This is a genomic window from Methanoculleus sp. UBA303, assembly GCA_002501655.1.
GTDB lineage: Archaea > Halobacteriota > Methanomicrobia > Methanomicrobiales > Methanoculleaceae > Methanoculleus.
The window spans coordinates 4,427-31,139 of sequence record DANY01000051.1 but is presented as its reverse complement, the minus strand read 5'-3'; the positions used below and the strand labels follow the sequence as shown (position 1 = coordinate 31,139).

The 26,713-nt window shown below is 61.7% G+C and carries 19 protein-coding genes; 11 read left to right on the top strand and 8 right to left on the bottom strand.

What is annotated here, in order from left to right; all coding sequences use genetic code 11:
* Nucleotides 1-1,023 precede the first annotated feature (1,023 nt).
* Complete coding sequence (locus BP846_RS12380) at nucleotides 1,024-3,066, top strand: acetate--CoA ligase family protein (protein WP_292395914.1); 2,043 nt, start codon at nucleotides 1,024-1,026, stop codon at nucleotides 3,064-3,066.
* A gap of 105 nt (nucleotides 3,067-3,171) precedes the next feature.
* Here BP846_RS12380 and BP846_RS12375 read toward each other — a convergent pair whose 3' ends face one another.
* Nucleotides 3,172-4,722 carry a glycosyltransferase gene (locus BP846_RS12375; protein WP_292395911.1) on the bottom strand — a complete coding sequence of 517 codons (1,551 nt, stop codon included), beginning with the start codon at nucleotides 4,720-4,722 and terminating at the stop codon, nucleotides 3,172-3,174.
* A 385-nt stretch (nucleotides 4,723-5,107) separates the two neighbouring features.
* Here BP846_RS12375 and BP846_RS12370 point away from each other — a divergent pair, with 385 nt between their 5' ends.
* From BP846_RS12370 to BP846_RS12360, 3 genes are all read left to right on the top strand, one after another.
* On the top strand, nucleotides 5,108-5,740 hold the full coding sequence (locus BP846_RS12370; protein WP_292395908.1) for a superoxide dismutase: 633 nt from the start codon (nucleotides 5,108-5,110) through the stop codon (nucleotides 5,738-5,740).
* Nucleotides 5,741-6,160: 420 nt separating this feature from the next.
* Nucleotides 6,161-7,609 (top strand): heterodisulfide reductase-related iron-sulfur binding cluster, encoded by a 1,449-nt coding sequence (locus BP846_RS12365; protein WP_292395905.1) that lies wholly within the window; start codon nucleotides 6,161-6,163, stop codon nucleotides 7,607-7,609.
* A 242-nt stretch (nucleotides 7,610-7,851) separates the two neighbouring features.
* Entirely contained in the window at nucleotides 7,852-9,453 is a 1,602-nt protein-coding gene (locus BP846_RS12360) for a GAF domain-containing sensor histidine kinase (protein ID WP_292395903.1), read from the top strand.
* A gap of 27 nt (nucleotides 9,454-9,480) precedes the next feature.
* Here BP846_RS12360 and BP846_RS12355 read toward each other — a convergent pair whose 3' ends face one another.
* The 5 genes from BP846_RS12355 to BP846_RS12335 all read right to left on the bottom strand — a co-directional run bounded on the left by BP846_RS12355 (nucleotide 9,481) and on the right by BP846_RS12335 (nucleotide 14,259).
* Nucleotides 9,481-10,908 (bottom strand): MATE family efflux transporter, encoded by a 1,428-nt coding sequence (locus BP846_RS12355; protein ID WP_292395900.1) that lies wholly within the window; start codon nucleotides 10,906-10,908, stop codon nucleotides 9,481-9,483.
* 318 nt (nucleotides 10,909-11,226) lie between these two features.
* Nucleotides 11,227-11,517: an ATP cone domain-containing protein gene (locus BP846_RS12350; protein ID WP_292395897.1), complete on the bottom strand. Its 291-nt coding sequence runs from the start codon at nucleotides 11,515-11,517 to the stop codon at nucleotides 11,227-11,229.
* A 97-nt stretch (nucleotides 11,518-11,614) separates the two neighbouring features.
* Nucleotides 11,615-12,697 (bottom strand): geranylgeranyl reductase family protein, encoded by a 1,083-nt coding sequence (locus BP846_RS12345; RefSeq protein ID WP_292395894.1) that lies wholly within the window; start codon nucleotides 12,695-12,697, stop codon nucleotides 11,615-11,617.
* Nucleotides 12,698-12,754: 57 nt separating this feature from the next.
* The gene (locus tag BP846_RS12340) at nucleotides 12,755-12,994 is read right to left on the bottom strand and encodes a DUF3006 domain-containing protein (protein ID WP_292395890.1); all 240 of its coding nucleotides are present in this window, start codon (nucleotides 12,992-12,994) and stop codon (nucleotides 12,755-12,757) included.
* A 2-nt stretch (nucleotides 12,995-12,996) separates the two neighbouring features.
* A complete protein-coding gene (locus tag BP846_RS12335; RefSeq protein ID WP_292395886.1) occupies nucleotides 12,997-14,259 on the bottom strand; it encodes an MBL fold metallo-hydrolase in 1,263 nt (420 codons plus the stop codon).
* A 240-nt stretch (nucleotides 14,260-14,499) separates the two neighbouring features.
* On the opposite strand from BP846_RS12335, the gene BP846_RS12330 reads away from it, so the two are divergent.
* The 7 genes from BP846_RS12330 to BP846_RS12300 all read left to right on the top strand — a co-directional run bounded on the left by BP846_RS12330 (nucleotide 14,500) and on the right by BP846_RS12300 (nucleotide 25,394).
* Complete coding sequence (locus BP846_RS12330) at nucleotides 14,500-15,330, top strand: helix-turn-helix transcriptional regulator (RefSeq protein ID WP_292395883.1); 831 nt, start codon at nucleotides 14,500-14,502, stop codon at nucleotides 15,328-15,330.
* A 199-nt stretch (nucleotides 15,331-15,529) separates the two neighbouring features.
* Nucleotides 15,530-16,432: a UbiA family prenyltransferase gene (locus tag BP846_RS12325; protein WP_292395880.1), complete on the top strand. Its 903-nt coding sequence runs from the start codon at nucleotides 15,530-15,532 to the stop codon at nucleotides 16,430-16,432.
* A gap of 637 nt (nucleotides 16,433-17,069) precedes the next feature.
* Complete coding sequence (locus tag BP846_RS12320) at nucleotides 17,070-18,113, top strand: hypothetical protein (protein WP_292395877.1); 1,044 nt, start codon at nucleotides 17,070-17,072, stop codon at nucleotides 18,111-18,113.
* Between the two features lie 78 nt (nucleotides 18,114-18,191).
* Nucleotides 18,192-19,655, top strand: coding sequence for a redoxin domain-containing protein (locus tag BP846_RS12315; RefSeq protein WP_292395875.1), 1,464 nt, complete (start codon nucleotides 18,192-18,194; stop codon nucleotides 19,653-19,655).
* A gap of 109 nt (nucleotides 19,656-19,764) precedes the next feature.
* Nucleotides 19,765-20,355, top strand: a complete 591-nt coding sequence (locus tag BP846_RS12310; RefSeq protein ID WP_292395872.1) for a fasciclin domain-containing protein — start codon at nucleotides 19,765-19,767, stop codon at nucleotides 20,353-20,355.
* A gap of 236 nt (nucleotides 20,356-20,591) precedes the next feature.
* A complete protein-coding gene (locus tag BP846_RS12305; protein ID WP_292395869.1) occupies nucleotides 20,592-24,404 on the top strand; it encodes a bifunctional RecB family nuclease/DEAD/DEAH box helicase in 3,813 nt (1,270 codons plus the stop codon).
* A gap of 105 nt (nucleotides 24,405-24,509) precedes the next feature.
* The gene (locus BP846_RS12300) at nucleotides 24,510-25,394 is read left to right on the top strand and encodes an A/G-specific adenine glycosylase (RefSeq protein ID WP_292395866.1); all 885 of its coding nucleotides are present in this window, start codon (nucleotides 24,510-24,512) and stop codon (nucleotides 25,392-25,394) included.
* 32 nt (nucleotides 25,395-25,426) lie between these two features.
* Here BP846_RS12300 and BP846_RS12295 read toward each other — a convergent pair whose 3' ends face one another.
* On the bottom strand, nucleotides 25,427-25,864 hold the full coding sequence (locus BP846_RS12295) for a fasciclin domain-containing protein (protein WP_292395863.1): 438 nt from the start codon (nucleotides 25,862-25,864) through the stop codon (nucleotides 25,427-25,429).
* A 72-nt stretch (nucleotides 25,865-25,936) separates the two neighbouring features.
* The gene (locus BP846_RS12290) at nucleotides 25,937-26,362 is read right to left on the bottom strand and encodes a fasciclin domain-containing protein (protein WP_292395860.1); all 426 of its coding nucleotides are present in this window, start codon (nucleotides 26,360-26,362) and stop codon (nucleotides 25,937-25,939) included.
* Nucleotides 26,363-26,713 lie beyond the last annotated feature (351 nt).

The window sequence follows — 26,713 nt, the reverse complement described above, 5'->3', positions numbered from 1 at the left end:
CAGGGGGTCTTCCCGCTCTGCCCATTCAACCCCGCAGAGATAAAAGAGCACATCACAAAAGTGTCCGGCGATCGAATATCCACACGGATCGGAGCACCCTCACACAAGTTAACGGAAATTTGAGTAGTAACAGATATCAGATCGTGAACACGGCTTCCCACCGGGTATCGCCTCGCGGGGGAGGGACAGGGAGGGGGTGTCCCCCATAGGCGTTAACTTACCCGATGGGTGTAATGAATTCTCGTTGATACCGTCAAGTATCAGGCAATCGGCGAGTTCTCATCTATGCCCTGAGGCTGTCCTTTTCCAGTGAGATTCCCGTGATCACTATCGTTTTCAGAGGAGGAGGACTATTGCCGCACACCACCGGAGCCGTGTGGCTGATAATCCATCAAATCAGCCACATTTCACGGAATAGGGCATTATCCTCTCGAATCCTCATGGCTAAAGTTAGCGCATATGGGGCGGACCCCCTCCCCCGGCAGAGGCATTTTGTGATGACCTCAAGATATATGGCGGGATACGAAAAATTCCCGGGAGATCATGCAGAGATCCACATTATCACACTTAGAGTCAACTCACCGCCACCGGCAATTGAAGAGGCCTGAAAATTTTTGCGACTCAAGAACGTACTGAGACAGAACGTTGACAACAAAGAATACCCCCGCCTCGAACGTGGCACAGCCCCCTCCCATCCGGCGCCAAACAGCGGAACACAGCGAAGGCCCCGGCTCCCGGGGTCGGGCATCTACCGTTGATGCCTCCCACGAGATCCTCTAATCGGGGGCGCCCGCCTTATTATTTCAGCGATTCGGAGGCGAGTAGAGTGGATCCGGAGAGGCAAACAGCACCCCCCGGACGAATTTGTCATGTAGAATCATTACAGAACCTATAAAACGAATATGAGACCACGCTGTACGGTTCATACTGACCTATTGGTTTGGCTTTCCAGGAGACGGTTCATCTGTCAGGGAACATGAACTGCAGAGTCATAGAGATGCTCAAAAATTTGAGGAGACAACCATGGCCAAAAGAATGCTGAGCGAGTTCGAATCGTACGACCTCCTGAAACAGTACGGCGTGCCTGTACCTGATCACATAATCGTCAAGACTGCTGCCGAGGCAGCCAGAGCAGCAGAGAAGATCGGCTTTCCGGTCGTCATGAAGATCCATTCACCCCAGATCGTCCACAAGAGTGATGCGGGCGGCGTGATGGTCAGCATCGGATCGGCCCAGGCGGCGCAGGAGGCGTTCGATAAGATCGTCGGGAATGCGAAGGCGTATAACCCAGAAGCCGAGATCAGGGGAGTCATCGTTGAGCAGCAGGCGGCACCGGGGCTTGAGTTGATCATCGGGGGGAAGACCGACCCGGCGTTCGGGAAGGTGCTCACCTTCGGTATGGGTGGTACGCTCGTCGAGTTGATGAAGGATGTCACCCTGCGGATCCTGCCGGTCACCGAGGAGGCAATCCGGGAAATGATCAGGGAGATCCACGGATACCCGATGATCAAGGGCTACCGGGGGGCGAAGCCCAGGGACGAGGAGACGCTTGTCCAGGTCATGTGGGCGGTCAACCGTTTCTTCGCCGAGAATACCAACGTCGTGGAGTTCGACATCAACCCGGTCCGGCTCTACGAGTCCGGGGCCTGCATCGTTGACGCCCGGATCTTCATCGATGACGAAGCGGTAGAGAAGACGGTGAAGGAGCGGCCGTTCGTGCCGATCGAGTACTTCACGCCCCGGTCGATAGCGGTCATCGGGGCGTCCTCCGAACCGAAGAAGATGGGCTACGCCGTCATGCACAACCTCCTCCACTTCCCCGGGCAGCTCTACCCGGTGAACAACAAGCGCCCGGAGGTGCAGGGACTCAAGGCGTATCCCTCCATCCTTGATATACCAAACCCGGTCGATATGGCGGTCATCACCGTCCCCGCGAAGCATGTACCTTCTGTGATCGAGGAGTGCGGGCAGAAAGGGGTCTCCATGGCGGTCATCATCACAGCCGGGTTCAAAGAGATGGGCGAGGGAGGAAAGGCACTGGAAGACCGGGTTCTCGAGATCGCGAAGGGCTACGGCACGCGGATCGTGGGCCCGAACTGCCTCGGGCTGATCGTCCCCCCGAAGGGCATCGATACCACCTACGTCCACGAATCGCCCAAACCCGGCAACATCGCCTTCATCTCCCAGAGCGGCGCCATCATCAATACGGTGGTCGACTGGAGCATCGCGCAGGACATCGGCTTCTCCGCCGTCATCTCGGTGGGCAACCAGGCGGACCTCAACTTCATCGACTACCTCAGGTTTGTGGAGCGCGATCCAAAGACCAAGGGCATCATCCTCTACATCGAGGAGGTCCAGGATGGCAAGACCTTCATGAAGGTGGTCAGCGAGGTCGCAAAGACCAAACCCGTCGTGGCGATCAAGTCCGGTTCATCCGAGAAAGGGCAAGCGGCGGCGTCGTCCCACACAGGTTCGCTCTCGGGGTCGTACGACGTTTATATGGAAGCGTTCCGTGAGTCCGGTGTCATCCCCGTCCACACCCTGACCGGCACATTCCAGGTCGCGGAGATGCTCGCGCTCCCGAAAGGCTATCCCCGCGGCAAGCGGGCGGTCGTGATCACGAACGCCGGCGGGTTCGCCGTTCTCTCTTCCGACTACGCCGAACGCTACGGCATCGACCTCATCACCCTGCCGCCCAAGGTCCTCAAGGAACTCAACGATCTCCTGCCCGAGTTCTGGAACAAGAATAACCCGATCGACCTCCTTGGCGATGCCAATGAGAAGCGGTTTGACCAGGTATTCAGCGTGCTCGCCAAGCACCAGGACTGCTGGGACATCGCTTTCGTCGTCGGGTTCCCAAACCTCGTCATAGGGTCCGACCAGCTGGCAAACCAGATCATCCGGTTCTCGGAGAAGACCGAGAACATGATCGTCGGGACGCTGCTCGGTGGTGGGTCCATGGAACGAGGCCGCAAGATCCTCAAAGAAAACGGCATCCCCATCTTCGATGAGCTCGACTTCACCTTCCGGGTGATGGGGAGGATTCTCTGGCAGAGGTTCCGATAAGGCCCCTCCCCAAACGAACCCTTTTTTGAGCCGGCAGGGCCTGTACCAACGCTTCAGGGCTCACGTTTCACGATGCCGGGACGGCCGACCGGTCCGGACAACGTTTCAGTCCATGCCGTCTCCGTGCACCCGTCTCCCATCTCTCCGCCAGACCACCAGAAACGACGAGAGGACGACCACCGTATAACTTGCCCAGAAGAGCGGAATGGCCATGCCGGAATCCGGCCACCCGGATATGAGCCGCACGATGCCGGCAAGCATCGATACCAGAACAGCCGCAATCACGATGAGGATCGGGGCTATCCTGACACGGGACCGACCGGCGTTCCCTGACACCACTTTTGGCGTCACAACGAACGGCAGTTGCTTTCCGGAGACGGCATACCAGATCGCCCGGGCGTATACGAAGGCGAGCGTGTTGAAGAGCGCCTGCGAGAACGCAAGGTCGCGCAGGGAATACTGCCGCTCACGGATGCTGATGATGACCTGGATAGCGATCACCACGGCAAGCACCACGGCAAAGACCGGGGGGAGCCATACCGGCAGGATCGGAATGCCGAAGAGCAGTGTGGCGATGGGGAGGAGGAAGAGCGCTACGCTCACCCCGCCGAGCAGGTAGATCGAGACGATCACGACAAACTCAAGCCACAGCAGCGGGGTCATACTTCGGGGGCGAAGTACGAGCTGCCTCATGATCGTTCCGAGGAGTTGGGTGTTTCCATACGCCCAGCGGAGTTGCTGCGTGAAGTACGCCGCGAGGTTCGGCGGCGCGAGACCTTCCGCGTACACGGCATCGAGGAAGATCCCCCGGAAACCCCGGAGATGGAACGAAAAGGCAGTGGCGATGTCTTCGGCGATGCATGTCTCGTCCATCCCCCCGATAGCGGCAAGGTGGCTCACCCGAAAGATGCAGTTTGAGCCGGTCAGCATGGCGGTACGGTTGACGTAGAGCCCCCTGCAGACATGCTTGTTGTAGATGTGCTGCTGGTAGGAGAACGTGACGCTTATCGGGTCGTTTGGTTCTGACCGGAAGAACTGGGGGGTCTGGATGAAGGATACGGTGGGGTCGGCCTCAAGGACCGGGATGAGGTCGGCGAGGATTGTCGGCTTCACCTTCTGGTCGGCGTCGATCACCAGGAGATACGGCGTATCGCCGTCAAGAAGTGAGAGAGCGTGGTTGATCGCTCCCGCCTTGAATCCCTGCCGGTGGTCGCGATGAATGTAACGAAGATGATACCGGCGGCAAATCTCCTGCATCGATGCACGCTTTTGGGCGTCGGTGGAGTCGTCGAGGAGGTAGACGGAGGCATCCGGATAGGTGATTTCCATGCATGCCCGGACGCAGGACTCGACCACCCGAGGCTCCTCGTTATAGACGGGGACGAAGACCGCGGCGCGGCTGGCGGGTGCAGCCTCCTGCCGCGGCGTTACGGGGTGTTCCGGGTAGGCGTAGAGCGACCGCAGGAGGTGATCGGCATAACTCATGAACTGTATCACGCCGAATGCGGTGACGACGACCAGGAGAAGAGAGAGCACCCTTGCAAGGAGGCTCCATTCAGCCCCGGTGAGTATGAGGTGAAGATCGCGGAAGAGGACGAAGATGAGCAGCGCCACGAGCGTGGCGGTAAAGAGAGATATACGTGCTGCCGTCTTCATGGGGGTCCACCGCTGTCCGGATACCGTAGTGTGTAAGGCGCCTCGCGGATGTATAGCCCGGGCCGGGAGTGCCAAAATCGGACTCCCTGCAACAGAGTAGACGAGGCAGTTCAGATACCAATCCACCCTACCGGATTATTTAACTCTTATGGTTCTGGCTGCCCCATGCCTCGGCGCTGCCGGGGACCGTAAAAGACCTTTCTATGAAAATAGCTCCGTCCGTGCAGGAGAACGGCCGTGCCGATACCTACATGGCCCCTCACGCGCCGCGGCCCGGACTCTTTCCGGGATCCGGGTCACGCGCACGGTTATACGGGATCCGTTGCACGGCCACCAGCAACCGACACCATGAAATAGATTGCTCTCCCTGTGACACTTGATAACCATGGCTGTACAGAAGATAGCAACTGCATCGTTGAAGAAGTATGAACTGTCACCTCTGCCCTACGCGCCTGATGCTCTTGAGCCGTATATATCAAAAGAACAACTCGCCCTCCACCACGACAAGCACCACCAGGCTTACGTGACCGGGGCGAACGCAGACCTCGATAAACTGGAGAAGGCACGGCAGGAAGGCACTGAAGTCGATATGAAAGCGCTGTTAAAGGAACTCTCGTTCAACATAGGCGGCCAGGTCCTGCACACCCTCTTCTGGCCGAACATGGCGCCGGCCGGCAAGGGCGGCGGCGGGACCCCGGGCGGCGCCCTCGCTGACCGGATCGACCGCGAATGGGGTTCCTTTGACCGATTCAAGGCAGAGTTCACGAAGGCTGCCGCGAGCGTCGAGGGGTCCGGCTGGGCGGCACTGGCGTACTGCACCATGACGGATCGCCCCATGATCATGCAGATCGAGAAGCACAACAACAACGTCTACCCCACGTTCCAGATCCTGATGGTGCTCGACGTCTGGGAGCACGCCTACTACGTCGATTACAAGAACAACCGGGGCCAGTTCATCGACGCGTTCTGGAACGTCGTAAACTGGGATACGGTGAACAAAAGACTGGAGAATCTTTGACACTCTCTCTTTTCTCTCCGGGAATCGCCCGGGCAGGGTGAAGATCTTCAGGAGACCGGCCCGGGCCGGGACAACATGAGTCGTCTCTTTTGTTGATCTTCTGCCATTCTGCATACTCCGAAGGGTCGGGGGGAGGAGCATCACGGCGGGAGGAAGAGTTGTTGCCGTCCCCGTAGCCACCAGAGTCCGTTGCTCCAGCGGCCCCCTCACCAGCGATCTGCGGCTCATCTCAATCCAAACCATTAAGTAGTCATCGCTGGATTGTAATCCGACGACGCTATCGTCAAGGGGGGCTCATGAATCGATACGACAGAAGATACATCTCTATCTCCGGATGTGCGCAATTTTCAGGGGGAGGGGAGACCACCTCTCCCCACATCCGCACAACAGAGGCCGGAGGGGTGAACCCCGGGATCGGCCATGCTCGGTAGAGCCCTCCCGGGGCCGGAGCAGGGGGTGATCCGGGATGCAATCACAGAAGGGGTTATACGCCGCCTGCTCGACAAGGGGGACCCGCGACTCCAGAACTTCCAGCTCTGCAACGGATGCGGCTCCTGCACGCCGTACTGTCCGGCACAGATCAACGATCTGGAGGCGAACGGAGACCGCGGGTACCTTGCACGGAAGGTGACCGCGGCCCTTCAGGCAGGAAGGCGCCCGGAGATCGACCTCTCAGACTGCGTCCAGTGCTACTCCTGCGAGACTGTCTGCCCGCGATCCGTCAGCATCGGCGGGATCATCAACGCCGTATACGAGACGGAACACGTACAACCGGTCTTTAGAAGGATGCTCCTCGACCGGGGGTGCCTCCCCCCTCACGCCTTTCTTCCGCTGTACACCGGCAGGGGCCGAATCAGAAAGTTCGTCGCAAAAGCCATCCAGTATCCCTGTCCGGTGGACGACAGGGCAGTCGATGAGGTCCGGAGGCTCTTACTCCACCCGGTCGAGGCGTCGGCGTTCTCCCGGCCAGGGCACCCTGCACCTAAACGACCTCTCACGCGCCCGGACCAGGTCTTTCACCTCAACTCCTGCTGCGCCTTCAACTACCCTGGAGCAGACCTCTCGCAACGGGAGATTCTTGCCGCGCTGGGGATCCGGTATGAGACCTCCAGGTTGCAGACCTGCTGCGGGGGTGCTCCTCATTACATGGGCGGCGCCGGCTTCGCGGATCGGCTGCTCCTCACCGCCCGGAATCTCAGCGTCATCCGGGACGCGCTTGAACCGGACGACGGCATCGCCATCACCGGGATATGTCCGACCTGCAGCGACTCGTATACCGCCGCGCTCGAACTGCTCTCCGTGAGCACCAACAGGGCGGTGGTGAACGAGGCGCTGGGCCGGATCGGGCGGGAGGTGGGCAACCCCGGGACGTTTGTGGTGGCAAACATCCTTGACCTCTACCCCCTCTACCTTGACGAACTCCGAAGACTCGTCGAGACGCGGCTCTCCGGGCTGCGCGTCGGGGTGCATGTCAGTTGTCACTACCGGAAGATGACCGGCACCCTCGCCGTCCCACCGGGGTTGCAGGATCTTGCGGCGGTCACCGGGGCGAGAGTCGTCAGGAGCGGGATGGAGCACCACTGCTGCGGCGGGGTCAAGAACCTCTTCGACCGGCACCAAAACGGTCATACTAAGGGACTTCCCCGGCTGAACCGGCTCGTACATAAGGGTTTCATGCAGCATCGCCTGGACGTGATGGTCGTCGACTGCCCGGGATGCGAGCTTGTGTATGACCATATGGGGGTGCCGGTACTCCATATTACCGAGCTCCTGGCGCTCGCAACCGGCGCCGACCCCCGGGAAACAGTCTGCATCCAGGGCCATCTGACATCGCTCTCACCGGCACTCGGCCGGATCGGGATCCTTTAGGCAGTTACAGGAGCTCCCCTGCGGCGGGGTGAACGGGAGAGCCGGACCCCGGTGGAGGGGTAGAGGGACGGAAAGGCCGGATGCGGTCTTTAGCATGACCGGAGACGTCTTCCCGCGTTCGGGCGTTGCTGCAGGAGATCCGGCTTTACGAGGGCCATCACCGCAAATCTCTTATCACCCCGGATACGATTTGATTATATATTCTTTATCAGATAATAACCTCAAGGGGGCAAGATATTCACATGAGTGGAGCTGATTCGAGATCTATCCAATCACGAGAGACGTTTCAGATCCTTGACGAGCCCGGCGTGGGTACCCTCGTGCTCGATCGGGATATGCAGGTAACCTGGGCAAACGCCTATGCCATGGACATCCTCTCGGCGCACGAGGAGGAGATCCTGGGATTCGATGCCGGAGAGGTTCTCGATACCCACCTGGTGCCGCTCCTGCAGGGGGGAGCAGATGCCCACAGACTCCTCGCCACGGTGCGTGAAGAAATACCCGGTCTCGACCTCTCGTTGCAGGACTCCCGGGGAGAAGAACGACGGTTTGTCTACTCCAGCCGGAAGATACGGCAGGAACCGTTCGCAGGGATGTGGGTGATCTGCATTCGGGACGTCACCGAACGGAAACAGACGAACGAAGGGTTACTCTCCTCGAACAGGCAACTGTTCGTCCTCAACCAGATCATGGGGGTATCTGCGTCATCCCTATCGCTTGATGAACTGCTTGAGGCATCGCTCTCAAAGACGCTGGACCTGCTCGGCTTCGATGTGGGGCTGACCTACCTGCTCAACCCGGAGCGGACACTGGCACTCATGCGCTGCAACCACGCCGTCCCGAAGAAATACCTCGACCGCAACAGGGCAATAAAAGTCCACCACTGGCCCTGGAACTTTGTTTTTGTTGCTGGACAGCCGCGTTACCTTGAACTCCAGAGCAAGCCGGGTACGATCGAGGAAGAGATTCTCGCATCACTCGGGGTCTCCGCTCTTGCCTGCATCCCGATCCTCGCGGAGTCGGTCGTGGTCGGCGCGCTGTTTCTCGGGAGCAGGGAGAGAGAGGGACTTCACGACGAGGAGCACCACCTTCTCGAAGCGATCGGGAGAGAGATCGGCTCGGGTGTCCTCCGGAGCATGCTTTACAAACGGCTGGAAGCATCCCACCGCGAGACGAACCTCTACCTGGACATCATGACCCACGACATTAAGAACGCGGAAAATGTCGCGATCCTCTACTGCGACCTCCTGCTCGATATGCTGGATGAAGACGCCGCATTGTATGCCAGGAAACTCAGAGAGAGCGTCAGGAAGAGCACCGGCATCCTCCAGAACGTCTCGACCATCCGCCGCATTCACCTGGAGCCGCCTGATCTCGTGCCCGTCCACCTCAGCCGTGTGATCAGGGCCGGGCTCGACCGTACTCCGGAGGCTGGTGTCTCTTTTGAGGATACCCCGGCGGAGGTCTGGGCGGACGACCTGCTCCCGGAGATATTTACGAACCTCATCGGTAACGCCGTTAAATTCGGGGGATCAGACGTTGGGATAACGATCCGGGTGGAGGATTCTACCCAGGAGGAGAACACATTGGTGGTGACCATAGAGGATACCGGCCCCGGCGTCCCTGACGGTATGAAAGAGGGGATCTTTCGCCGGTTCGAGCAGGGCAAGAACCAGGGGTATGGGGAAGGGCTCGGCCTGTACATCGTCGAGATGCTGATCGAGCGTTACGGCGGCCGGATCTGGGTTGAGGACCGGGTAGAGGGGAGGCCGGACCTCGGGGCATCGTTCCGGTTCACGCTGCGCGAAGTGGTGCATGCGGGGACCGACGAGTGTGAGGAGTAAGGGAAAGGGGCCGGGGCCTCTCCCTCTTCACGCCGCTGCCGCCGCCGCTGCAGCCTGCCTGACTATGAGCCCTGACGAATACCGGCGTGCCCAGACGTACCCGAGCACCGCGCCGACCGCGTTCCCCGCGGCAACTCCCCACCAGACGCCGGAGAGGCCGAGCCCGAGTTCGATCGCGAAGACCCAGACGAACAGGGTCGAGAGGACGACAGTCTGCAGGATCGTGATCGTGAGAGATCGTGCACCGAGTCCGGTCCCCTGGAAGAACGACGATGAGAAGAGACCGAACCCGATCATCGGGTAGACGAAGCTCATGACCCGGAGGTAAGCCGTCAGTTCCGGGGCGATCCCTGCTGCGTCGCCCGACGCCGTGAAGATTGCAGCAATCTGGGGGGCGAAGACGTACGTGGCTGCAGCGAGCCCGAGACCGATGCCAAGCCCGAGCCTGACGGCGAAGAGGAGGGCGGACTCCATCTTGGCATACGCCCGGGCCCCGTAGGTGGCACCGGTGACCGCGACCACTGCCGTCGATATGGCGAGGATCGGGGTTAAGCCGATGCTCACGACCCGCCATCCGACCGAGTAGATAGCGACGCCGTCGGTGCTCGATATCAGTATGATGATGCCGTTTAAGACCAGGGTCATCAGTGCGAGTGCCAGCTGTTCGGCTGCGGCAGGGAGGCCGACCTGCAGGACGTCCCGCATGACCGCCCGGTCGGGGGTGAATTCCCGGAGGCGGAGGGAGACATAGGTATCCCTCTTCACGAAGAGCCAGTAGACCATCGGGACGGCGGCGATGACCTCAGCGATGATGGTCGCCCAGGCCGCGCCGGCGATTCCCATATGGAGCGTGTAGATCAGGATCGGGTCAAGGATGATGTTTGCCACCGCTCCTGCCGCCATGGCGTACATGGTCCGCTTTGCGTCTCCTTCCCCGTGCATGAGCGCGTAGGCGACCTCACCAAAGAGGAGGGCGAACGTCCCCAGAAAGAGGATCCGGGCATACTCGGTGGCGAGGCCGGCGGCATCGCCTGCCCCCATGAGGACGAATATGTCCCCGGCGAAGAGGGAGAGCGGGATGGTGACGGCAATGGCAAGGATGGTCATCAGGAGGATGGTGTGCATGGCGACGCTGCTCGCGCCGTCCCTGTCGCGGGCACCGATCATCCGCGAGAGAGCCGCTTCCCCCCCGGTTCCGAGGCCGCTGGCTAACCCGATGGTTATGATGAAGAGCGGGAATGAAAACCCGACAGCAGCAAGAGCATCGGCACCGAGACCCGAGACCCAGAATGCGTCGACGACGTTATAGAGGGTCATGAGGGTCATCGCGACCATCATAGGCAGGGATAGCCTGAGGATCGCGGTCTTCGGATCGGCGAGGAGTATCTTTGTTCCTTCTGTATCGTTCTGGTTACTATGTGAGGGTGTGTCTTCTTCTGAGTCACTTGTCGGCATACATATCGCCTGCTGGCGTGTCCACGCCGCGGGTCCCCGATAAAATCGGGACGATCTTAGCGGGCGGGTAGAACGTCGTGCCTATCTGTGGATGCTGATTGTCGAATATACCCGGGATATGCGGACAGACTGAAAACGGCCTGTTAATGGCCATTCCTATTCTCCCATTTCCGGGAGGTATACGACAATATAAGACAGATGTGAGCGCCGATTGTAGTTATAGTTTCGTCTCGCGAGGGGGGAAGGCGGCATGCCTGCCCACGGTGGGGACGAGCGGTGTGGTGCCACCTTTCCCGATCAGGCCAAAAGAGCGATGAATCAGCGGGCGGGCAACCCCGCGACCGTCGCTGCCCCGCGTTTCTTCACGGCACGGTCGTACATGAGCCAGTTCTCCTCCCATTCCGGGTTCCGGTCGCGGAGGTGGTCAAGCACCTGCCGCCGGATCTCGCCGGAGGGCATCCCGTCGTAGGCGACCCGTTCGATGGCCTCCCCGATCGCCCGTGCCTCTTCCGGCGGCGCACCCGCCTTCATCGCGCTCACGATCACTTTTTCCCGCACGAACGGTTCTCTCCTGCCGTCGAGTTTGAGAATATCGACCAATTCACACATCTCCCGGGTTGAGGCACCAGACTCACCCGGGAATATTAATGCTTCCGGTTCCTGCAGCCTCGTTGTGTTTGCGCAACCTCCCGCAGATCGGCACCCGTCAGGGTTTCCGCAGACCGCCAAAGACGATTATGTTCCGGATACCGTGGTTCCCGAGCAAGCCCATCACCCGCTCGAGCAGGAAGTCTGAGCCGAGGAACCGGTCGGCCATCCTCTTCGTTCTCGCGGCGGCGAGAAGTTCCCTGCCCAGCGCAGAGCGCCACTCCCGCTCGTACGTCTTGAGGGGCTCGCCGTGCAGCAGGTGGCCCGCTGCTGCAAGCCCGGCAATCCTCCCGCAGATCATCGCGGTCGCAATCCCCCCTCCGTTGGAGGCGACGACGTGACCCGCGGCATCCCCGACAGCGAGGACGTTCTCCCTGACGGTCTCCGGGATGGGGCCGGAGACTGGAACGAACCCCGCCTGGATGTCCCGGGCGGCAAGCCCCCTCTCTGCGAGGAACGCCCGGAGGAGGACGGGAACCGGTGTCGCCGCCTTCTGCACACCGAGCCCGACGTTTGCGCACCCCTGCTTCGGGAATACCCACGCGTACCCTCCGGGGGCAATGCGGTTTCCGAAGAAGAGCCTGGCGCGGTCGTCGAACTCCCCCTCTACCCGGCAGGAGATGGCCGGGGCAAGCACAGCGCTCTGCTCCATCCCGGCGGAGCGGCAGACCCGCGAGAGCGGGCCGTCTGCGGCGACCACGACCCGGGCATCGACTTCGCCCCTGCTCGTGGTGACCCGGCGGCCTTCCCGGCCGATGAATTTTGTATCCGGCGAGAGCACGGCACCCGCACGGAAGGCCGCATCCGCGAGGTACCGGTCGAACGCGTCCCGGTTGACGGTGTAGCCCGAGAGATCGAACTCGTACTCCCGGCCCTTCGGGGAGGTGACGACAAAGCCCCGGATCACCCGCTGGACAAGCCCGGGGTCGATGGAGAAGAGTTCGTCGATGCCGGAGGCGTTCGGGAGCGCTTCCGCGAGCACAGCCGGAGCGGCGTTGAACTCCCCGCAGCAGACGGGAACGCCAATCTCCTTCTTTTTGTCGATCAGGAGGACGTCGAGCCCCTTCTCTGCCGCATACCGTGCAGCTGTGCTGCCGGCAGGGCCAGCACCGACGACGATAACGTCACACCGATCTAGCATCAGTGTCTGGATGGGAGGGGCAGGGTATAAAAAGTGGTGTGGCGACGGCAGGGAGGGCTACTCCTTCCCTCGTCCCCGCAGCCGCTCGATCCTCTCCGCCACCCGCCGCTTCGCCTCCTCTGTCGCCGCGACGTCCCGGTGGATCGCGATCTCCAGGATATCACCCTCCCGGGCGCCTTCGGGGAGAAGAGCGAGAGGGAGGGTGAAGCGGACCGATTCGTCCTCGCGGAGGAGGAGGACGGCAAGATGCTCCTCGACGCGGTCGAGGCTGGCCCGGAAGGTTGACTCGTCCTGCATCGTCACCGCTCCAGGGTGCTGACGGCCGTGCCGTCCGGGTCGGCGAGCGTGGCAAGGTCGCCGTCGTTGTTCCAGACCGGGGCTCCCCGGCCCCAGTAGAGGTCGGTCGGGGTGTCGTTGCCCACGCCGGAGTGTACGGTGACGTTGGCGCCCGGGTCAAGGGAGAAGACCGGGAAGGTGTAGGTATTCCGTGTCCCCTCGTCGGTGACCGTCCAGCCGGTGAGATTGACTGCTGCCGCATCCGCATTCGTGATGGTGATCTTCTCCTCCTGGAGGTCAAGGCCGGTGATAGAGATACCGGAGGAGGGAACGGTCGTGGCCGGGACAGTTGTCAGGGTTGTTGCCGGTGTCGTGGCCCGGATCGTCACGGTGGCGGCAGGGGCTCCGCCGGTCGTAACGGCAAGCGCCTGGCCGTCGGTAGCGACTATGACAGTCCCGTCACGGTCGGTCCGGTAGACTCGCGAGCCGGTCGCCTCGAGGCGTTCGAGCGCCTCCTCGTGGGGGTGGCCGTAGTCGTTCCCCTCGCCGACGAAGATGACGCTGATCGCGGGGCTGACCGCGGCCAAGAATTCGGCCGAGGATGCGTACCGGCTCGCGTGGTGGCCGACCTTCAGGACGTCGGCGTCGAGGTCGAGCCCGGCCTTTACCATGCTCTCCTCCGCCGGTTTCCCGGCATCGCCCATGAAGAGGTATGAGATGCCCCCGTAGGTCACCTTCAGGACGACCGAGTCCTCGTTTATGTCACCGAGCGGCTGCGCGGCCGGGTTTAAGACCCGTACATCAAGGCCGGGATCGAGGGCAATCGTCTGCCCGCGCTCCGCCACCGTATACGGTATCCCCCGCTCCTCGATCAGGGCAAGCAGGTTCTCGTAGGTCGCCGTGGAGTGAGCCTGCCCGGCATCGACGAACCGGCCGACCGGGAAGGCAGATACGACATCGGCAAGCCCGCCGATATGATCGGAGTGCGCATGGGTCGCCACCACCACGTCGAGTCTTTCGACGTTGTGCTCCTCGAGGTACGCGATGACACGCTCCCCCATTCCGCGCTCGCCGGCGTCGATGAGCATGGTCTTATCGCGGAAGAGAAGGAGGACCGAGTCGCCCTGCCCGACGTCGATGAAGTGGACGACGAGGTCCCCGGAGAGCCCGGAGACGACCTCCGGCTGCTGCCCGCCGGGAGCGGAGCAGCCTGCGGTGATGAGACAGGCGATGGTGCAGGCACAGAGTACGAGGAAGATCAGGTATCTTGTAGGCGTGGACGACATGCTGCTTCTACAGGTATCAGGCGCCTGGATATAAGTACGCTGAGGTCAGGTGGAGAAGTTCACCGCGAGCAATATCTTCCGGAGCGCCGGGACACGAGATATTGAGGGATCGTGCCGGTCCCGGAGTCCCGGTACGCGGTAAAGCGTCGGTGGAGGGGGAGAGCGCCCGGTGGAAGGAACGCACAGGCACAGGAATGGAAAGGGTGATATGCGTCGACCGGCACCTCTTACTTGTAAGAGATGAAAGGAGTTTCCCCTCTGGAGATCTATAACGAGTGCCGCGACGACGTTCAGGCGATCTTCCGATCAAGACTGTTGACGCAGATACTGATTGCCCTCGGGAGCGGGAGTAAACCCCTCTCAGCCCTTCGTGATGTCACGGGGAGTTCATCGCAGGCGCTCATCCCGAAGATCCGGCAGCTTGAGGCCCTCCATTACGTCGAATCTGTACGGAGCGACTATGCACTCACCCCTATCGGCAGGCTCGTCGAACCGGAGATTGAGCGGCTGGTGACGCTCATGGGGGTGCTCCAGCGCCATCGGGACTTCTGGGCCGAACACGATATCGAGGGCATACCCCCCGGATCCCTGAGAGATCTGCAGCACCTTTACAGGGCGGAGGTGGTAAAGGATGTTGAAGAGGACATCTTCGCCGTGTATGCAACATTTTTGACCATACTCCGGAAAGCATCGTGGATTCACGGCGTGTCATCGATTATGAGCCCGGTCCATGCAGACGCGATTAAAGAGGTGGTTATGGGCGGCACGTCGGTTGAACTCGTTGTCTCCCGGGAACTCGCCCACAGGCTGGCCGCAGAGCCGTATAGCACTACGCTGGAGTCTTTGAAAGGGTATGCCAACTTCAGGATATACGTCTCCTCCTCGCCTGTCAGACTGGGTATGACGGTGACGGACGGATTCCTGTCGTTAGGCCTGTATAGACGCGGCACGGATACATACGACACCGCCAGGGATCTCGTCAGCACCGATACGGCGGCGGTCACCTGGGGTGAACAGCTGTTTCAACACTATACAGCAGACTCAGAAATACTGCGGATATCCCCGAAATAATCTATTTTTCCGGGTTTCAATCGCCTGGCGCCCGGCGGATACCCACTACATGAGGTCACCCCCAACCGATCGGAGAGCAGGAGCACTTCTGAAACTCACACAGTCTTGCTGGAGCACGCGTTCAGGTGCCCCGGGTTAATCAGATCGACTAACTTTCTTCGGCGTAATAAATGTTCACCGATCTCCTGACAACTGATCCATGTTCGGATTCGTCTATCGAGCCGCTCAGGTTCCACCGGTCTGCCGGTTCGTTCTTCACCTCATCGTGTACAGTTCCCTGTACCTCTCTGTCGCAGGAGCGGCGATGGTGTACGTATCGTGCCTCCTGCAGGGTCTTCCCTTCGACCCGGTTGCCGCAGTAATATTGATGCTTGTCACGTTTGCCGTCTATAACCTCAACCGTAAGACCGACGAGGACGAGGATGCTATCAACCACAGCGAACGGTATGCTTTCACAAAGGAGTACGGGCCCATCCTCTTCCGTTCTGCCGCCGCTGCCTACATCATCGCCCTCTGCCTCTCTGCTTGCCTGGGGTACGAGAGTCTTCTGGTAACCGCCGTCCCCCTGATCGCCGGGGTCGTCTACAGTGTCCCGCTCTTTCCCATCCGGCTCGGGTTTCGGCGATTGAAAGAGGTCCCCTTCATGAAAAGTCTCATTGTGGCGTTCTCCTGGGCTGTCCCACCGGCCCTCCTGCCGGTCTGCCATGCCGCCCTTCCTGCTGGTTCCGCCGCCGGTATCGTCGGCGTCTTCTTCTTTCTCCTGGTCTTCACGAATACAGTGGTTTTTGATGTACGGGATGTGGAGGGTGATATGGCGTCGGGTGTTAAAACGATCCCGACGATCCTCGGGACTCGAAGAGCACTTCTTCTCCTTACAGGAATAAACGTAAGCCTCGGAGCCGCGCTGGTACTCGCCGGCAGATTATTCCTGCCGGGTTCCTGCACAGCGCTGATGCTGGCTGCAGGTATAGTCTACGCTCAGGCCTATGTTCTCTGCTTCCAGAGACTCAGGACGAAAAAACTCCTCTTCGAACTGCTTGCTGACGGGCAGTTCATCGTGCTCGGAGGTGTCGCTTATCTGCTCACCCTCACAGTGCCGTAGTTTCCCATATGATCCGGCATACTGCCTGCACCGCTCTGGTGCTCCAACTCCATTCTTTTCGAGTTCCTGCTGACAGGGGGGATTCCAGGGCGACACCTCACTCATGCGTGCTGGATACCGGTCTCCCGGGGCACCTCCGACTTTATCGATCTGATGAATATTCATTGACGCAATAAATGTCTGGCAGCCGGGAGCACTCTACAGTAAGGCGCATGAGGTTACCAGACAACGTCAACCCGCTGAAGAGTAACACCGGCATCCGGTGCCCCAAAACACCGGATCCGGAAGCACTGGGCCGGGACCGATATACCGTAAGCGATGCCGTAATAAGCGGGTTGATACGACGAGAAGAGGAAAAACCGCAACGGTGCGAATACGCTTTGTGCATGTATTATGACCCGGAGCGTGCCTACTGCACCTACATACATGCGCCTGCAGATATTCTGTTTGTGTGTCCCCAGGTCCTCGAGAACCGCCACTGACTCCAGGACCCTGCATTTCAAATTGCACCATTTTTAGACCCGAGCACCCGCCCGACCGGAGGCTGCGCACTCCCGGCCCTTCGCTGCAGCGCCACAAGCCCGGCACGCATCAGTATGAGGGGATGAGGTAGGCGATAGTCGCAGACAAGGACCATATGGCGATGATCGTCGCCAGCCGGAAAAGAATACGCTCTGCGACGTTTCTCCGGGAGGTGGCGGCTTCCGGCGACCGGATAGAGCAGGCGGGATCATCCTGCCCCAACGTTTTTGTACCACTCCCCCTATGGCGTAGACTGATTGTCATGCCAGGTGCAGACTACATCTACCCCAACGTCACGGAAGTTGCCCAGCGCGGAGGACTCCTCGAACGCTGGCGCCTCGCCGAACCACTCGGGTGCACGTACATCGAGATCCCCGCTGACTTCGTCAAGAACAAGACCGAGGTCGAGCGGACCGGACAGGATATCGGGTCCATGCTCGGGAGGTCGTCCATCGAGCATCTTTACGAGCAGGATGCAGACATCCCGGGCTCCCTCAGGTATCTCCTGCACACCGAGCCGGCCATCCCCCGGAGGGACCAGCGCGGCCGGCTGGTGTTGGCGGACCTGCGGTGGCGCGACCCCGAGTGGGTGATCGCTCTTGGGGATATGCTTCTTGAGATCGAAGACTTTCTGGGCATTCCCCCTGATATCATAGAGATTCACCCCGGCGGCCGGAAGAACACCCATGCCGATATCGCCATGGCGATGCATACCCTGATCGCCGCCCACCAGAACGCCTTCGGAGTCAAACCCCTGGTGCTGCTCGAAAACCATGCGGACCAGAGCATATCCACAGGGAACCAGATACGGGCGTTCTGGGCGGTGCTCACGGAGCTTCATCCGGATATCGCCGGATCGGCCGGGATAGCGCTCGACCCCTGGCAGTTCTACGCCGCCACGAGGGAGGACTTTCTGGGATCGCTCCGACAGGTTCCGCCCGGGGCCTTGCAGGCCTTTCACATCCACACTGACCTCAACCCGCCGTCGGCGACCGACGGGATGCCCTGGCCGCAGGTATTCTCCGTTATCGGCAGCCTCCCGGAGAGACCCTGCATCAAACCCGTGGTCTACCAGAAGAGCAGGGTTGCCAGGGCGATCGCCTTCTGCGACGAGATGCTCGCCGCGCCGCAGGTGGCGTGCGCAGGGCCGCCGGCGTGATGGGGTCGGGCATACCCATAAGCACCTCCATCCGATCTTCGCTAACATTCATAACCCTGAAACGCCAGAAGGTGCCGCATGAAACCGATGGTTGCGCCTGATCTTCCCTCAGGTCTCGAGTGGCTCAACATCGACCGCCCTCTCTCCATACGTGACCTCTCGGGCAGGATAGTGCTGCTCTCTTTTGTGACGTTCGCCTGTTCGAACTGCATGCGGCTGGTGCCGGAGATCCGGCAACTCGTGGGAGAGCATCCTGACCTGGTGGTCATCGAGGTCCACTCACCCCGGCTCGAGTCCAGCGCCGTCGCCGGGGACGTCCGGGAGGCGGTTCATCGTGCCGGAGCGGGTTACCCAGTCGCCATCGACCACGACCACCTGCTCTGGCAGGCCTTCGGTGTCAGGGATTGGCCGACGTTCGTCCTCATCGACCCTGAGGGAAACATTCTCGGGAAGACCACCGGGGAGGGGCTCTACAGGCGGCTCAACCTGAATATCGGCCGGATCGCAAGGGAGTTCGAGCAGCGTGGTCTGCTGGAGAAAGAGCCGTTGCAGTCAGGAGCCGCTCAGGAGACGGCGCGGGAAGGGGCCCTGTATCAGCCCGGGAAGATCGCGGCAGACAACGTGGGGATGCGGTTATTTATAAGCGATTCCGGCCATCACCGGATCATCGTCGCCGGCGGGGACGGAAAGATCCTGGAGACGATCGGCTCCGGGGCTGCCGGAAACACCGACGGGTCCTTCTCGGAGGCCGCGTTCTACCTGCCTGAGGGCCTCGCCTTCGACGAAGAGGCGGGTATCCTCTACGTTGCAGATACCGGGAACCACATGATCCGGCAGGTCTCCTGGCCAGACCGGAGGGTTACGACAATCGCCGGGACGGGCCTCTCGGCACCATCGCCCGGCGAAGGCGGACCGGGTACCGGTGTGGCGCTGAACGCGCCGTGGGATCTCGCACTGCTGGGAGGCTACCTCTATGTCGTGATGGCCGGAGCGAACCAGGTCTGGCGGCTGGATCTCGCGACCCATGAAGTAGAGCCCTACGCCGGGTCAGGCCGGGAGGCCCTGGTCGACGGCCCGCTCCGGGAGGCCGCCTTTGCCGGCCCCTCCGGTATCGCCACCGACGGTGAGGTGCTCTACGTGGCCGACAGCGGGGCTTCGGCGATCCGCCGTATAAAGCGGGGGATGGTCGAGACGTTCATCGGGCACTCCCTGGAAGACTTCGGCGACCTCGACACCATCGCCGGAATGGCACGTATCCACCACCCGATGGGGGTAGCTTTTCGGCAGGGATCGCTCTACATCGCCGACACCTACAACCAGAAGATCAAAGAGTTTGACCCGGGCACCGGCTGGGTCCTCACCAGGGTCGGGAGCGGCGGCCGCGGCTACCGGGACGGGTTATCGGGGGACGCAAAACTGAACATGCCGGATGGCCTGGTCCATTTTGGGGGGCTCTGGTATATCGCTGATGCCGGCAACCATGCTATCAGGGTCTACGATCCGGTTCGCCACATGGTCTCGACCCTGACACTCTGGAAGTAGGGGCGGGCGGGAACCCGAGCGTCGGGCTTCCTGCCGGGTGCCGGGGACCGGTGCTTTATGCAGGCGCGGGGAGAGAGGAGGAGCGGAGTATACGTTCCCGGTGGAAAATATGCGGACGAATTACGCACTCTCCATAATCGCTCTGGTTCTCGGAACGGCGGTTCTCATCTGTGGTTGCACAGGTCTGCCGGGAGGCGATGCCCGGAACCAGACAACCAGCGCGTCTGCCGGCGTTCCGGTCGGCGAGAACCTGACAATCGATGAGGTGCTGGTCCGGGACGGCAACTTCTCAATATTCATCCAGGCGATCGATGCAGCCGGGCTTGAGAAGACGTTCGCCGGCCCGGGCCCCTACACGGTCTTCGCACCCACCGATGAGGCTTTCAGCCGGCTTCCGGAAGCCGTAATAGAAGAACTCTTTGACGACCCGAAGGGTAACCTCGCTGAGGTCCTGCTCTACCACGTGGCCCCGGGCAACTGCATGGCTTCCGGGATAGGCGCAAACGATACCATTGCGACCGTGCAGGGCAGCCCCATCGCCGTCGACGCAACCGGCGGCAACGTGATGGTAAACGATGCAGAGGTAGTCCGGGCCGATATTCCGGCGGCAAACGGTGTCATTTGTGCCATTGATGCGGTCATACTCCCGCCGGGGATGACCGAGACCGCCGTGAACGTGACGACGAACATGACCGGCTGAGGCCTCTCCCCGGCCACTCTTCTCCTGCCGGTGCGCCGCATCGTATACAATAATTGAAGGTCTCCTCCGTTGAGGGGGGTGCCTATCCACCTCTCCTGCCTGGACAGGCCGCCTGCATGAACCCGCCCGACTGGATGGCCGGTATCCTCTCCGGATCTCAAAAGAACCCATAAATAACAACTGTTTTCCCCCAACCGCACAAACAGTGAGCCACAACCAGGACCCCCCGATCACCCATGCCCCGCTTCAACCTCAGTCCGTCGCTCATCGGCTGGTTCTTCCACCACGACTGCGAGCGCTACCTCCGCTACCACGCGACCCCGGAGCAGGAGCGCGAGAAAGTCGGCATCCCGGTGGTCACGATGGACCAGAGCCCGACGACCCGGGCCCTCCTGGATGCGGGCATCCGGTGGGAGGAGGAGGTGATCCGGACGAAACTGACGGGACGGGTGCGGCTCCCGGGGGGGACAGGCCCGATCACCGGGCGGTCGTTCTCCATCGAGGAGAGTTTCAACCTCCTCCCCCGGCTCTCCCCCGGGGAGGCAATCTACCAGTCGACCATCCCGGTCTCGGTCCACTTCCTGCGCAACTATGGTCTGGACCCTGAAGTTCATCGGTTCTCCCCCTGCCGCCCCGACCTCATCCGACTTGGTGAGGGGAGCGGCGGGGAGCCGCAACTTGGGGTCATCGACATCAAGGCGAGCGAAGACCTCAGTGTCAGCCACCGTATCCAGGCGACACTGTATGCCCTGATCCTCGATCACGCCCTGGACCTCCTCAAGATCGACCTCCCGGTCGACATGGACCGGGCGGAGATCTGGCTCTATGGAGAGGACGAACCGGATTCTTTCAGCCTGCACCTCAACATACGGGTGCTTGAGGACTTCTTCCGCCACCGCCTCCCGGATATTCTTGCCGGCCCGCCGGAGGATGTGCCCTGGCACATCACGTCCCGGTGCGAGTCCTGTGAGTTTTACCCCCACTGCCGCGATGAGGCGGAGGCCTCCGCCTCGGTCTCCCGGATACCGGGCCTCTCGTCCGTCGCGCGGCGTTACCTCCGGGAGGCCCCGTGGTGCCCGGGACATCCCATCAACACCCTTCCCGACCTCGGGAAGTTCCTGGAGGACCCGACAAGCGACCGACACCTGGATAACTGCGGGTCGCTTGCCGGCCAGGGCGACCGCCTGCGGTCGGCCGTCCGGGCGCTCTCCACGGGAGAGGTCATTACGCACGCTGAAACCTCGCTTGCCCTCCCCGTCTACGAGGATATCGGCATCGTTCTCGCGCTCCAGAAGGATCCCGTCTCCAGCCGGATATACGCTCTCGGGTATCGGCGATTCAAGGGCGAAGCGGTCTACGGGACGCCTTCCCACGAAGCCGTCTTCGTCGCCGAGAACCCCGACGACTGCACCCGGGTGCGGCGGGAGTTTCTCCGGGCACTCACCGCAGAACTTACGGGCGTCCACGACTACAACCAGGGCCGGGATTGGGCGGGCCAGAAGTCGGTGCAGACCTACGTCTACGACACCTACGAAGCGGAACTCTTCACCCGGCTGCTTGGGGAAGCGCTCGAAGACCCCGCGACGGCGGAGGATGCTCTACGGCTGCGGTTCTACTACCAGGATCCGGGGGTCGCCCTGGGGTCCAGCCACCCGGCAACATCGGTCCCGTTCCCGATCGTCGTCGTGACAAGGGAGATCCGGCGGCTGCTTGCGCTCCCTGTCCCGTTCAGCCTCCGCCTGCCGGAGGTCCTCGCGGCCATCCCCTCTTCCCGGTTTGCGTATCACCTCGACCCCGCCGGCCTCTTCTGGAACGAGCAGAGCAACGCCCTCAAGAGCGACGCCATCATCATGGCGTGGCACGGGGCAAGACCGGAGGCCGCAGACTGGGTCCGGCAGGAGGTGTCGCGGCGGCTGCTTGCGGCCGGGAGCGTCCTTGACGGTCTCCGCGAACGGGTGAAGGGCAGCCTCGTGCGGTGGCCGGCGAACTTCCGGTTCCCGCGCCCGTGGGATGCCGCTACGCCGGAAATATCCCGCCTCCTCTTCATCGCAGAGCACGAATCAACGATGGGTGCCCGGCGAGTGCAGGAACTGCGGAGCAGGCCGTGGGCCGCACGGGTCCGCGACGGGATCAGCATCCCCGTCCGGAAGAGTGAGGGGAACTTCTGGAAGGTGCTTGCTCCCCTGGACCTCTCGCTCTTCGAGCAGTCGCAGGCGTTCAGTTACCTCCTCGTGCCGGACGGCGATGCGGGTAGAGAGGCCCAGCTGGCGTTTGACGACCTTCGCTACCGTGGGAGCCCGAACCCCGGGAAGAGCGGGGTCTGCTTCGCCAGGGTCCGGGACAGCATCGTCGACCGGAAGGCCGGGCAGGTCAGGGGGTTCGCCCTTGAGGTGGCGTACAGCCAGGATCACGCGCCCTTCTCCGAGGGCGACCTCGCGGTGCTGCACCCCCGGTTCACCGATTTTAACGCGCAGCGCTACGTAGACCGCCTCCTTGCCCTGGACGAGCAACCGGGCAACACGTTCATCCGCCTCCTCCGGGACCCGCAGGGGTTCGCCGCCCCGGTCTCTGAGCAGGAAGAGGTCGTCTTCGATGCGGAACGGCTCGCCCGCGGTGCCGGGTTCACCAGAAGCCAGGCCCGGGCGTTCCACCAGGTGATGACGAACCGCTTGACCCTGGTCTGGGGGCCGCCCGGGACCGGGAAGACGCACTTCCTCGCGACGGCCCTTCTCTCTCTGGTCAAAGCCCGGCGGGCGCACGGAGAACGTATCAGAGTCGGGGTGGCGGCGTTCACCCACGCCGCCATCGAGAACCTGCTCGTAAAGGTGCAGGAGTCCGTCAATGAGTTCGACCTTGCCGCAGATCTCCCGATCTACAAACTGAGAAACCTCCAGACACCCAGGGGCAAGCGGAGCCTCAAGGTGCTGCCCCATGACCGGGCAGACACCGTCGTCGGCTACCCGTCCCTCCTCCTTGGGGGGACGGTGCACAGTTTCGGCAGACTCGAGAAGTCCCTCCCGTCACTCGATCTGCTGGTCATCGACGAGGCGTCGCAGATGAGGCCGGCTGAACTGGCGATGGTGCTCCCGATGCTCGGCCAGGGTGGACGGCTCATCCTCGCGGGAGACGACCTGCAGCTCCCCCCGGTTGTCCAGGCGGATTACCCGGCGCCGGAAGACGGCCTCCCCGGGCTTGAGGACTCCATCTTCGCCTACCTCCGGCACCGTGACGACCCCGGCCGCCCCGTCTATACCTGCCAGCTCCAGGAGAACTGGCGGATGAACCGCACCCTCTCCCGGTTCCCGGCGGAGACGCTCTACGGCACCGGCTACATTCCTGCGACCGACGCGGTCGGGAATCAGCGGCTCTCCCTTGCCCCGCCTGCATCTCCGGGGTCGCCGGGAGATGAGTGTACCGGGTGGATCCTCGACCCGGCATACCCGCTCGTGCTCTGCGTCCTCGAGAACGTCCGGACGACGGTGGAGAACCGGATCGAGGCGGCGCTGGTTGCCCGGCTGACCCGGGAACTCCGGGAGAGGCTTCTCGACGCCCGGTCGGGTAAACCGTATCCGGCAACAGAGGACGGAGATCTCCTCTTCTGGCGGCACGGTCTCTTCATCGTCAGCCCGCACCATGCCCAGATCGGCGCTATCCGGAGCCATCTGGCCGACGTGCGGGCCTGGGAGTCCCGCCCGTTCGTGGATACCGTCGACAAGATGCAGGGGCAGGAGGCGGAGGCGGTCATCGTCAGTTACGGCGTAAGCGACGTCGAGACCGCTCTTTCTGAGGCCGAGTTCATCTACAGCCAGAACCGCCTCAACGTCTCGCTGACCCGGAGCCGGTCGAAATGCATGGTCTTTCTGCCCCGGCCATTGCTGGAACCCCCGCTCGACCTCGTGCAGAACGAGAGGGCGGCGGCGGGACTTCGGCATATGCTCGACCTCCAGGAGTTCTGCTGGGTCCACGGTGAAGAGCGGACGTTTCTCCTCGACGGGATGGAAGGAGCGGCAGGTCTCCGGCTCACCGTGCTCCGGGCACGGGAGGAGTGAGCGCAAGTCCGGGCAAATCGCTTCGGCGTCCGGGGTGAATCCGGCACGTCCCTTCGCGTACCGCACCTGCCCAACCTATTTCCTCCTGTCGGACACACGAATAGTGTGATCGGCACCCTCGACCCCGACCAGAATGAGCGTGAACGCCAGCTCCTCGAGGCTATCCGGGAGCAGGGGATTACCCCGGAGACCATCCGCCACTTCCGGGGCCTCATCCTCTCCCACTACCGCACCCACGGCCGCGACCTCCCCTGGCGGCGGACCACCGACCCCTACCGTATCCTCGTCTCCGAGATCATGCTCCAGCAGACGCAGGTCGAGCGGGTCGCCGCGAGGTACCCGGAGTTCCTTGAGCGGTTCCCTGACTTCGAGATGCTCGCCCGTGCACCCAGGAGTGAGGTGCTCCTTGCCTGGCAGGGCATGGGATATAACCGCCGGGCAATCGCGCTCCAGAAGACCGCCGGGCGCGTGGTGGACGAGTACGGCGGCGACCTCCCCGCCGACGTCGAGACGCTCGCAACCTTCCCCGGCATCGGGAAGGCGACCGCAGCGGCCATATGTGCGTACGCGTTCAACATGCCGGTCGTCTACATCGAGACGAACATCCGGCGGACCTTCATTCACTTCTTCTTCCAGGACCGGGAGGGCGTCCGGGACGACGAGATCTTCCCTCTCGTTGAACAGGCGCTCGACCGTGGAAACCCGCGGGAGTGGTATGGGGCGCTGATGGATTACGGTACTATCTTGAAGAAGCGGACGGCAAACCCGAACCGGCGGAGCGCGTCCTACGCCCGGCAGAGCCGGTTCGAGGGGTCCGACCGGCAGGTCCGGGGGAAGATCCTCGCGCTGGTTCTTGAGGAAGGGACCGTCACCGAAGAGCAGGTGGTAGCCCGGGTCGGCGAAGATGCCGATCGGGTGAAGAGAATCCTCGGGGACCTGGAGAAGGAAGGGTTCATCGCCGAGAGCGAGGGGACGTACACCTGCCGGTGAAGGCTGGCTATAGGGGGCCGGGGTGCTCCCCATCAGGGAGTAACGATCTCTATCATCGGAGGGACGAGCGCCGAGTTGATGGCGTGGCAGATACCGTTGGTGCAGAACGCGTCAGCCTCGACGATGGGGACGCTGTTGACAGTGATGCCCCGGTTGGACGACCGTATGATGAGATCCGTCCCGAGGCTCGACCTGACGGCGGTTATACTCTTGAGGTCCTCCGAGGTGAGCTGCCCCGGCACGACGTGGTAACTCACGATCAGGAGGAGTTTATCCGCATCCTGCCGGATCTCGTCCATCCGTTGCTTCTGGACCCTCGAAAATGCCTCATCCGTCGGGACGAAGACCGTGAACGGCCCTCTCTCACGGAGCATCGGTTCCATGCCCGCTATCCTGATCAGTTCGAGAAACACGGTGAGGTTCTCAGAGTCCTCCAGGGTTTCAATGATGTTCTTCATAGTGCTCTCCACTCGCACCACTACATATGCCGGGTTATTTATACGTTCTCCCGGGGCTCATCCGTCCAGGCGGACGGGCCACCCCTACACAGCAACCTTCCTGGCAACGGGGGGCAGGAGCAGCGTGTAGATCGCGTGGCAGATACCGTTGGTGCACCACGCGTCGGATTCTACAATCGGCACGTTGTTAACCAGCACCCCCTCCGGGGCAATCTCCACGGCCAGGTCTTCCCCCTGGAGCGACCGCAGGGTCCGTATGCCCAGGAGGTCGATCATTGAGTGCACCCCGGGGACGATATGGTAATTCAGTATATCGGTGAGCCAGTCGGCATCCCCCCTTATAGCGTCGAGTTCAGAACGGGATACCGCCTGGAATGCATCGTCATCCGGGACAAAGAGCGTATAGGGCCCTTCAGTGCTCAACCGCTCTTCCATACCGGCTGCCTGTACAAGGTCTAAAAACGTGGCAAACGAGCCCGATTCCCGCAGGGTCGCAAGGATACTCTTCATGTGAACCCTCTCCGCCGGGAGATGGAGAGGGGGAGTATATAAAATTAAGGGTGGTCCCACACGGCTCCCCGGTGCCGATCTCCGCCACCCTGGAGGGAGGCCGGAGGCCGGGCGAGGTGGGGTGGGGTGATGGGTGTGCGGATCTTTGCGCAAGCCAGGGGAGGGGGAGACCTCTCCCCGTCAGCGTCACCCCCATGGCGATAGCCACCACGGTCCACGGCATGAGGACATGCTTGAGAAGAAAAAGGTCGAATTTCAGACCAGGTCCGGCACCAATCTCGTCAGGGAAGAATGACAGCCAGAATAGGGCTTCACCAGAGCCCGATAATGGAAATCTTCTCCCCAGGTTAT

Bases quoted from the DNA above. Each gene is read 5' to 3' on its own strand.
- BP846_RS12370 (WP_292395908.1), top strand. From the start codon at position 5,108: ATGGCTGTACAGAAGATAGCAACTGCATCGTTGAAGAAGTATGAACTG.
- BP846_RS12345 (WP_292395894.1), bottom strand. From the start codon at position 12,697: ATGCTAGATCGGTGTGACGTTATCGTCGTCGGTGCTGGCCCTGCCGGC.
- BP846_RS12325 (WP_292395880.1), top strand. From the start codon at position 15,530: ATGTTCGGATTCGTCTATCGAGCCGCTCAGGTTCCACCGGTCTGCCGG.
- BP846_RS12290 (WP_292395860.1), bottom strand. From the start codon at position 26,362: ATGAAGAGTATCCTTGCGACCCTGCGGGAATCGGGCTCGTTTGCCACG.
- BP846_RS12305 (WP_292395869.1), top strand. From the start codon at position 20,592: ATGCCCCGCTTCAACCTCAGTCCGTCGCTCATCGGCTGGTTCTTCCAC.
- BP846_RS12335 (WP_292395886.1), bottom strand. From the start codon at position 14,259: ATGTCGTCCACGCCTACAAGATACCTGATCTTCCTCGTACTCTGTGCC.
- BP846_RS12315 (WP_292395875.1), top strand. From the start codon at position 18,192: ATGAAACCGATGGTTGCGCCTGATCTTCCCTCAGGTCTCGAGTGGCTC.
- BP846_RS12375 (WP_292395911.1), bottom strand. From the start codon at position 4,722: ATGAAGACGGCAGCACGTATATCTCTCTTTACCGCCACGCTCGTGGCG.
- BP846_RS12350 (WP_292395897.1), bottom strand. From the start codon at position 11,517: ATGTGTGAATTGGTCGATATTCTCAAACTCGACGGCAGGAGAGAACCG.
- BP846_RS12330 (WP_292395883.1), top strand. From the start codon at position 14,500: ATGAAAGGAGTTTCCCCTCTGGAGATCTATAACGAGTGCCGCGACGAC.
- BP846_RS12355 (WP_292395900.1), bottom strand. From the start codon at position 10,908: ATGCCGACAAGTGACTCAGAAGAAGACACACCCTCACATAGTAACCAG.
- BP846_RS12310 (WP_292395872.1), top strand. From the start codon at position 19,765: ATGCGGACGAATTACGCACTCTCCATAATCGCTCTGGTTCTCGGAACG.
- BP846_RS12340 (WP_292395890.1), bottom strand. From the start codon at position 12,994: ATGCAGGACGAGTCAACCTTCCGGGCCAGCCTCGACCGCGTCGAGGAG.
- BP846_RS12380 (WP_292395914.1), top strand. From the start codon at position 1,024: ATGGCCAAAAGAATGCTGAGCGAGTTCGAATCGTACGACCTCCTGAAA.
- BP846_RS12320 (WP_292395877.1), top strand. From the start codon at position 17,070: ATGGCGATGATCGTCGCCAGCCGGAAAAGAATACGCTCTGCGACGTTT.
- BP846_RS12360 (WP_292395903.1), top strand. From the start codon at position 7,852: ATGAGTGGAGCTGATTCGAGATCTATCCAATCACGAGAGACGTTTCAG.
- BP846_RS12365 (WP_292395905.1), top strand. From the start codon at position 6,161: ATGCTCGGTAGAGCCCTCCCGGGGCCGGAGCAGGGGGTGATCCGGGAT.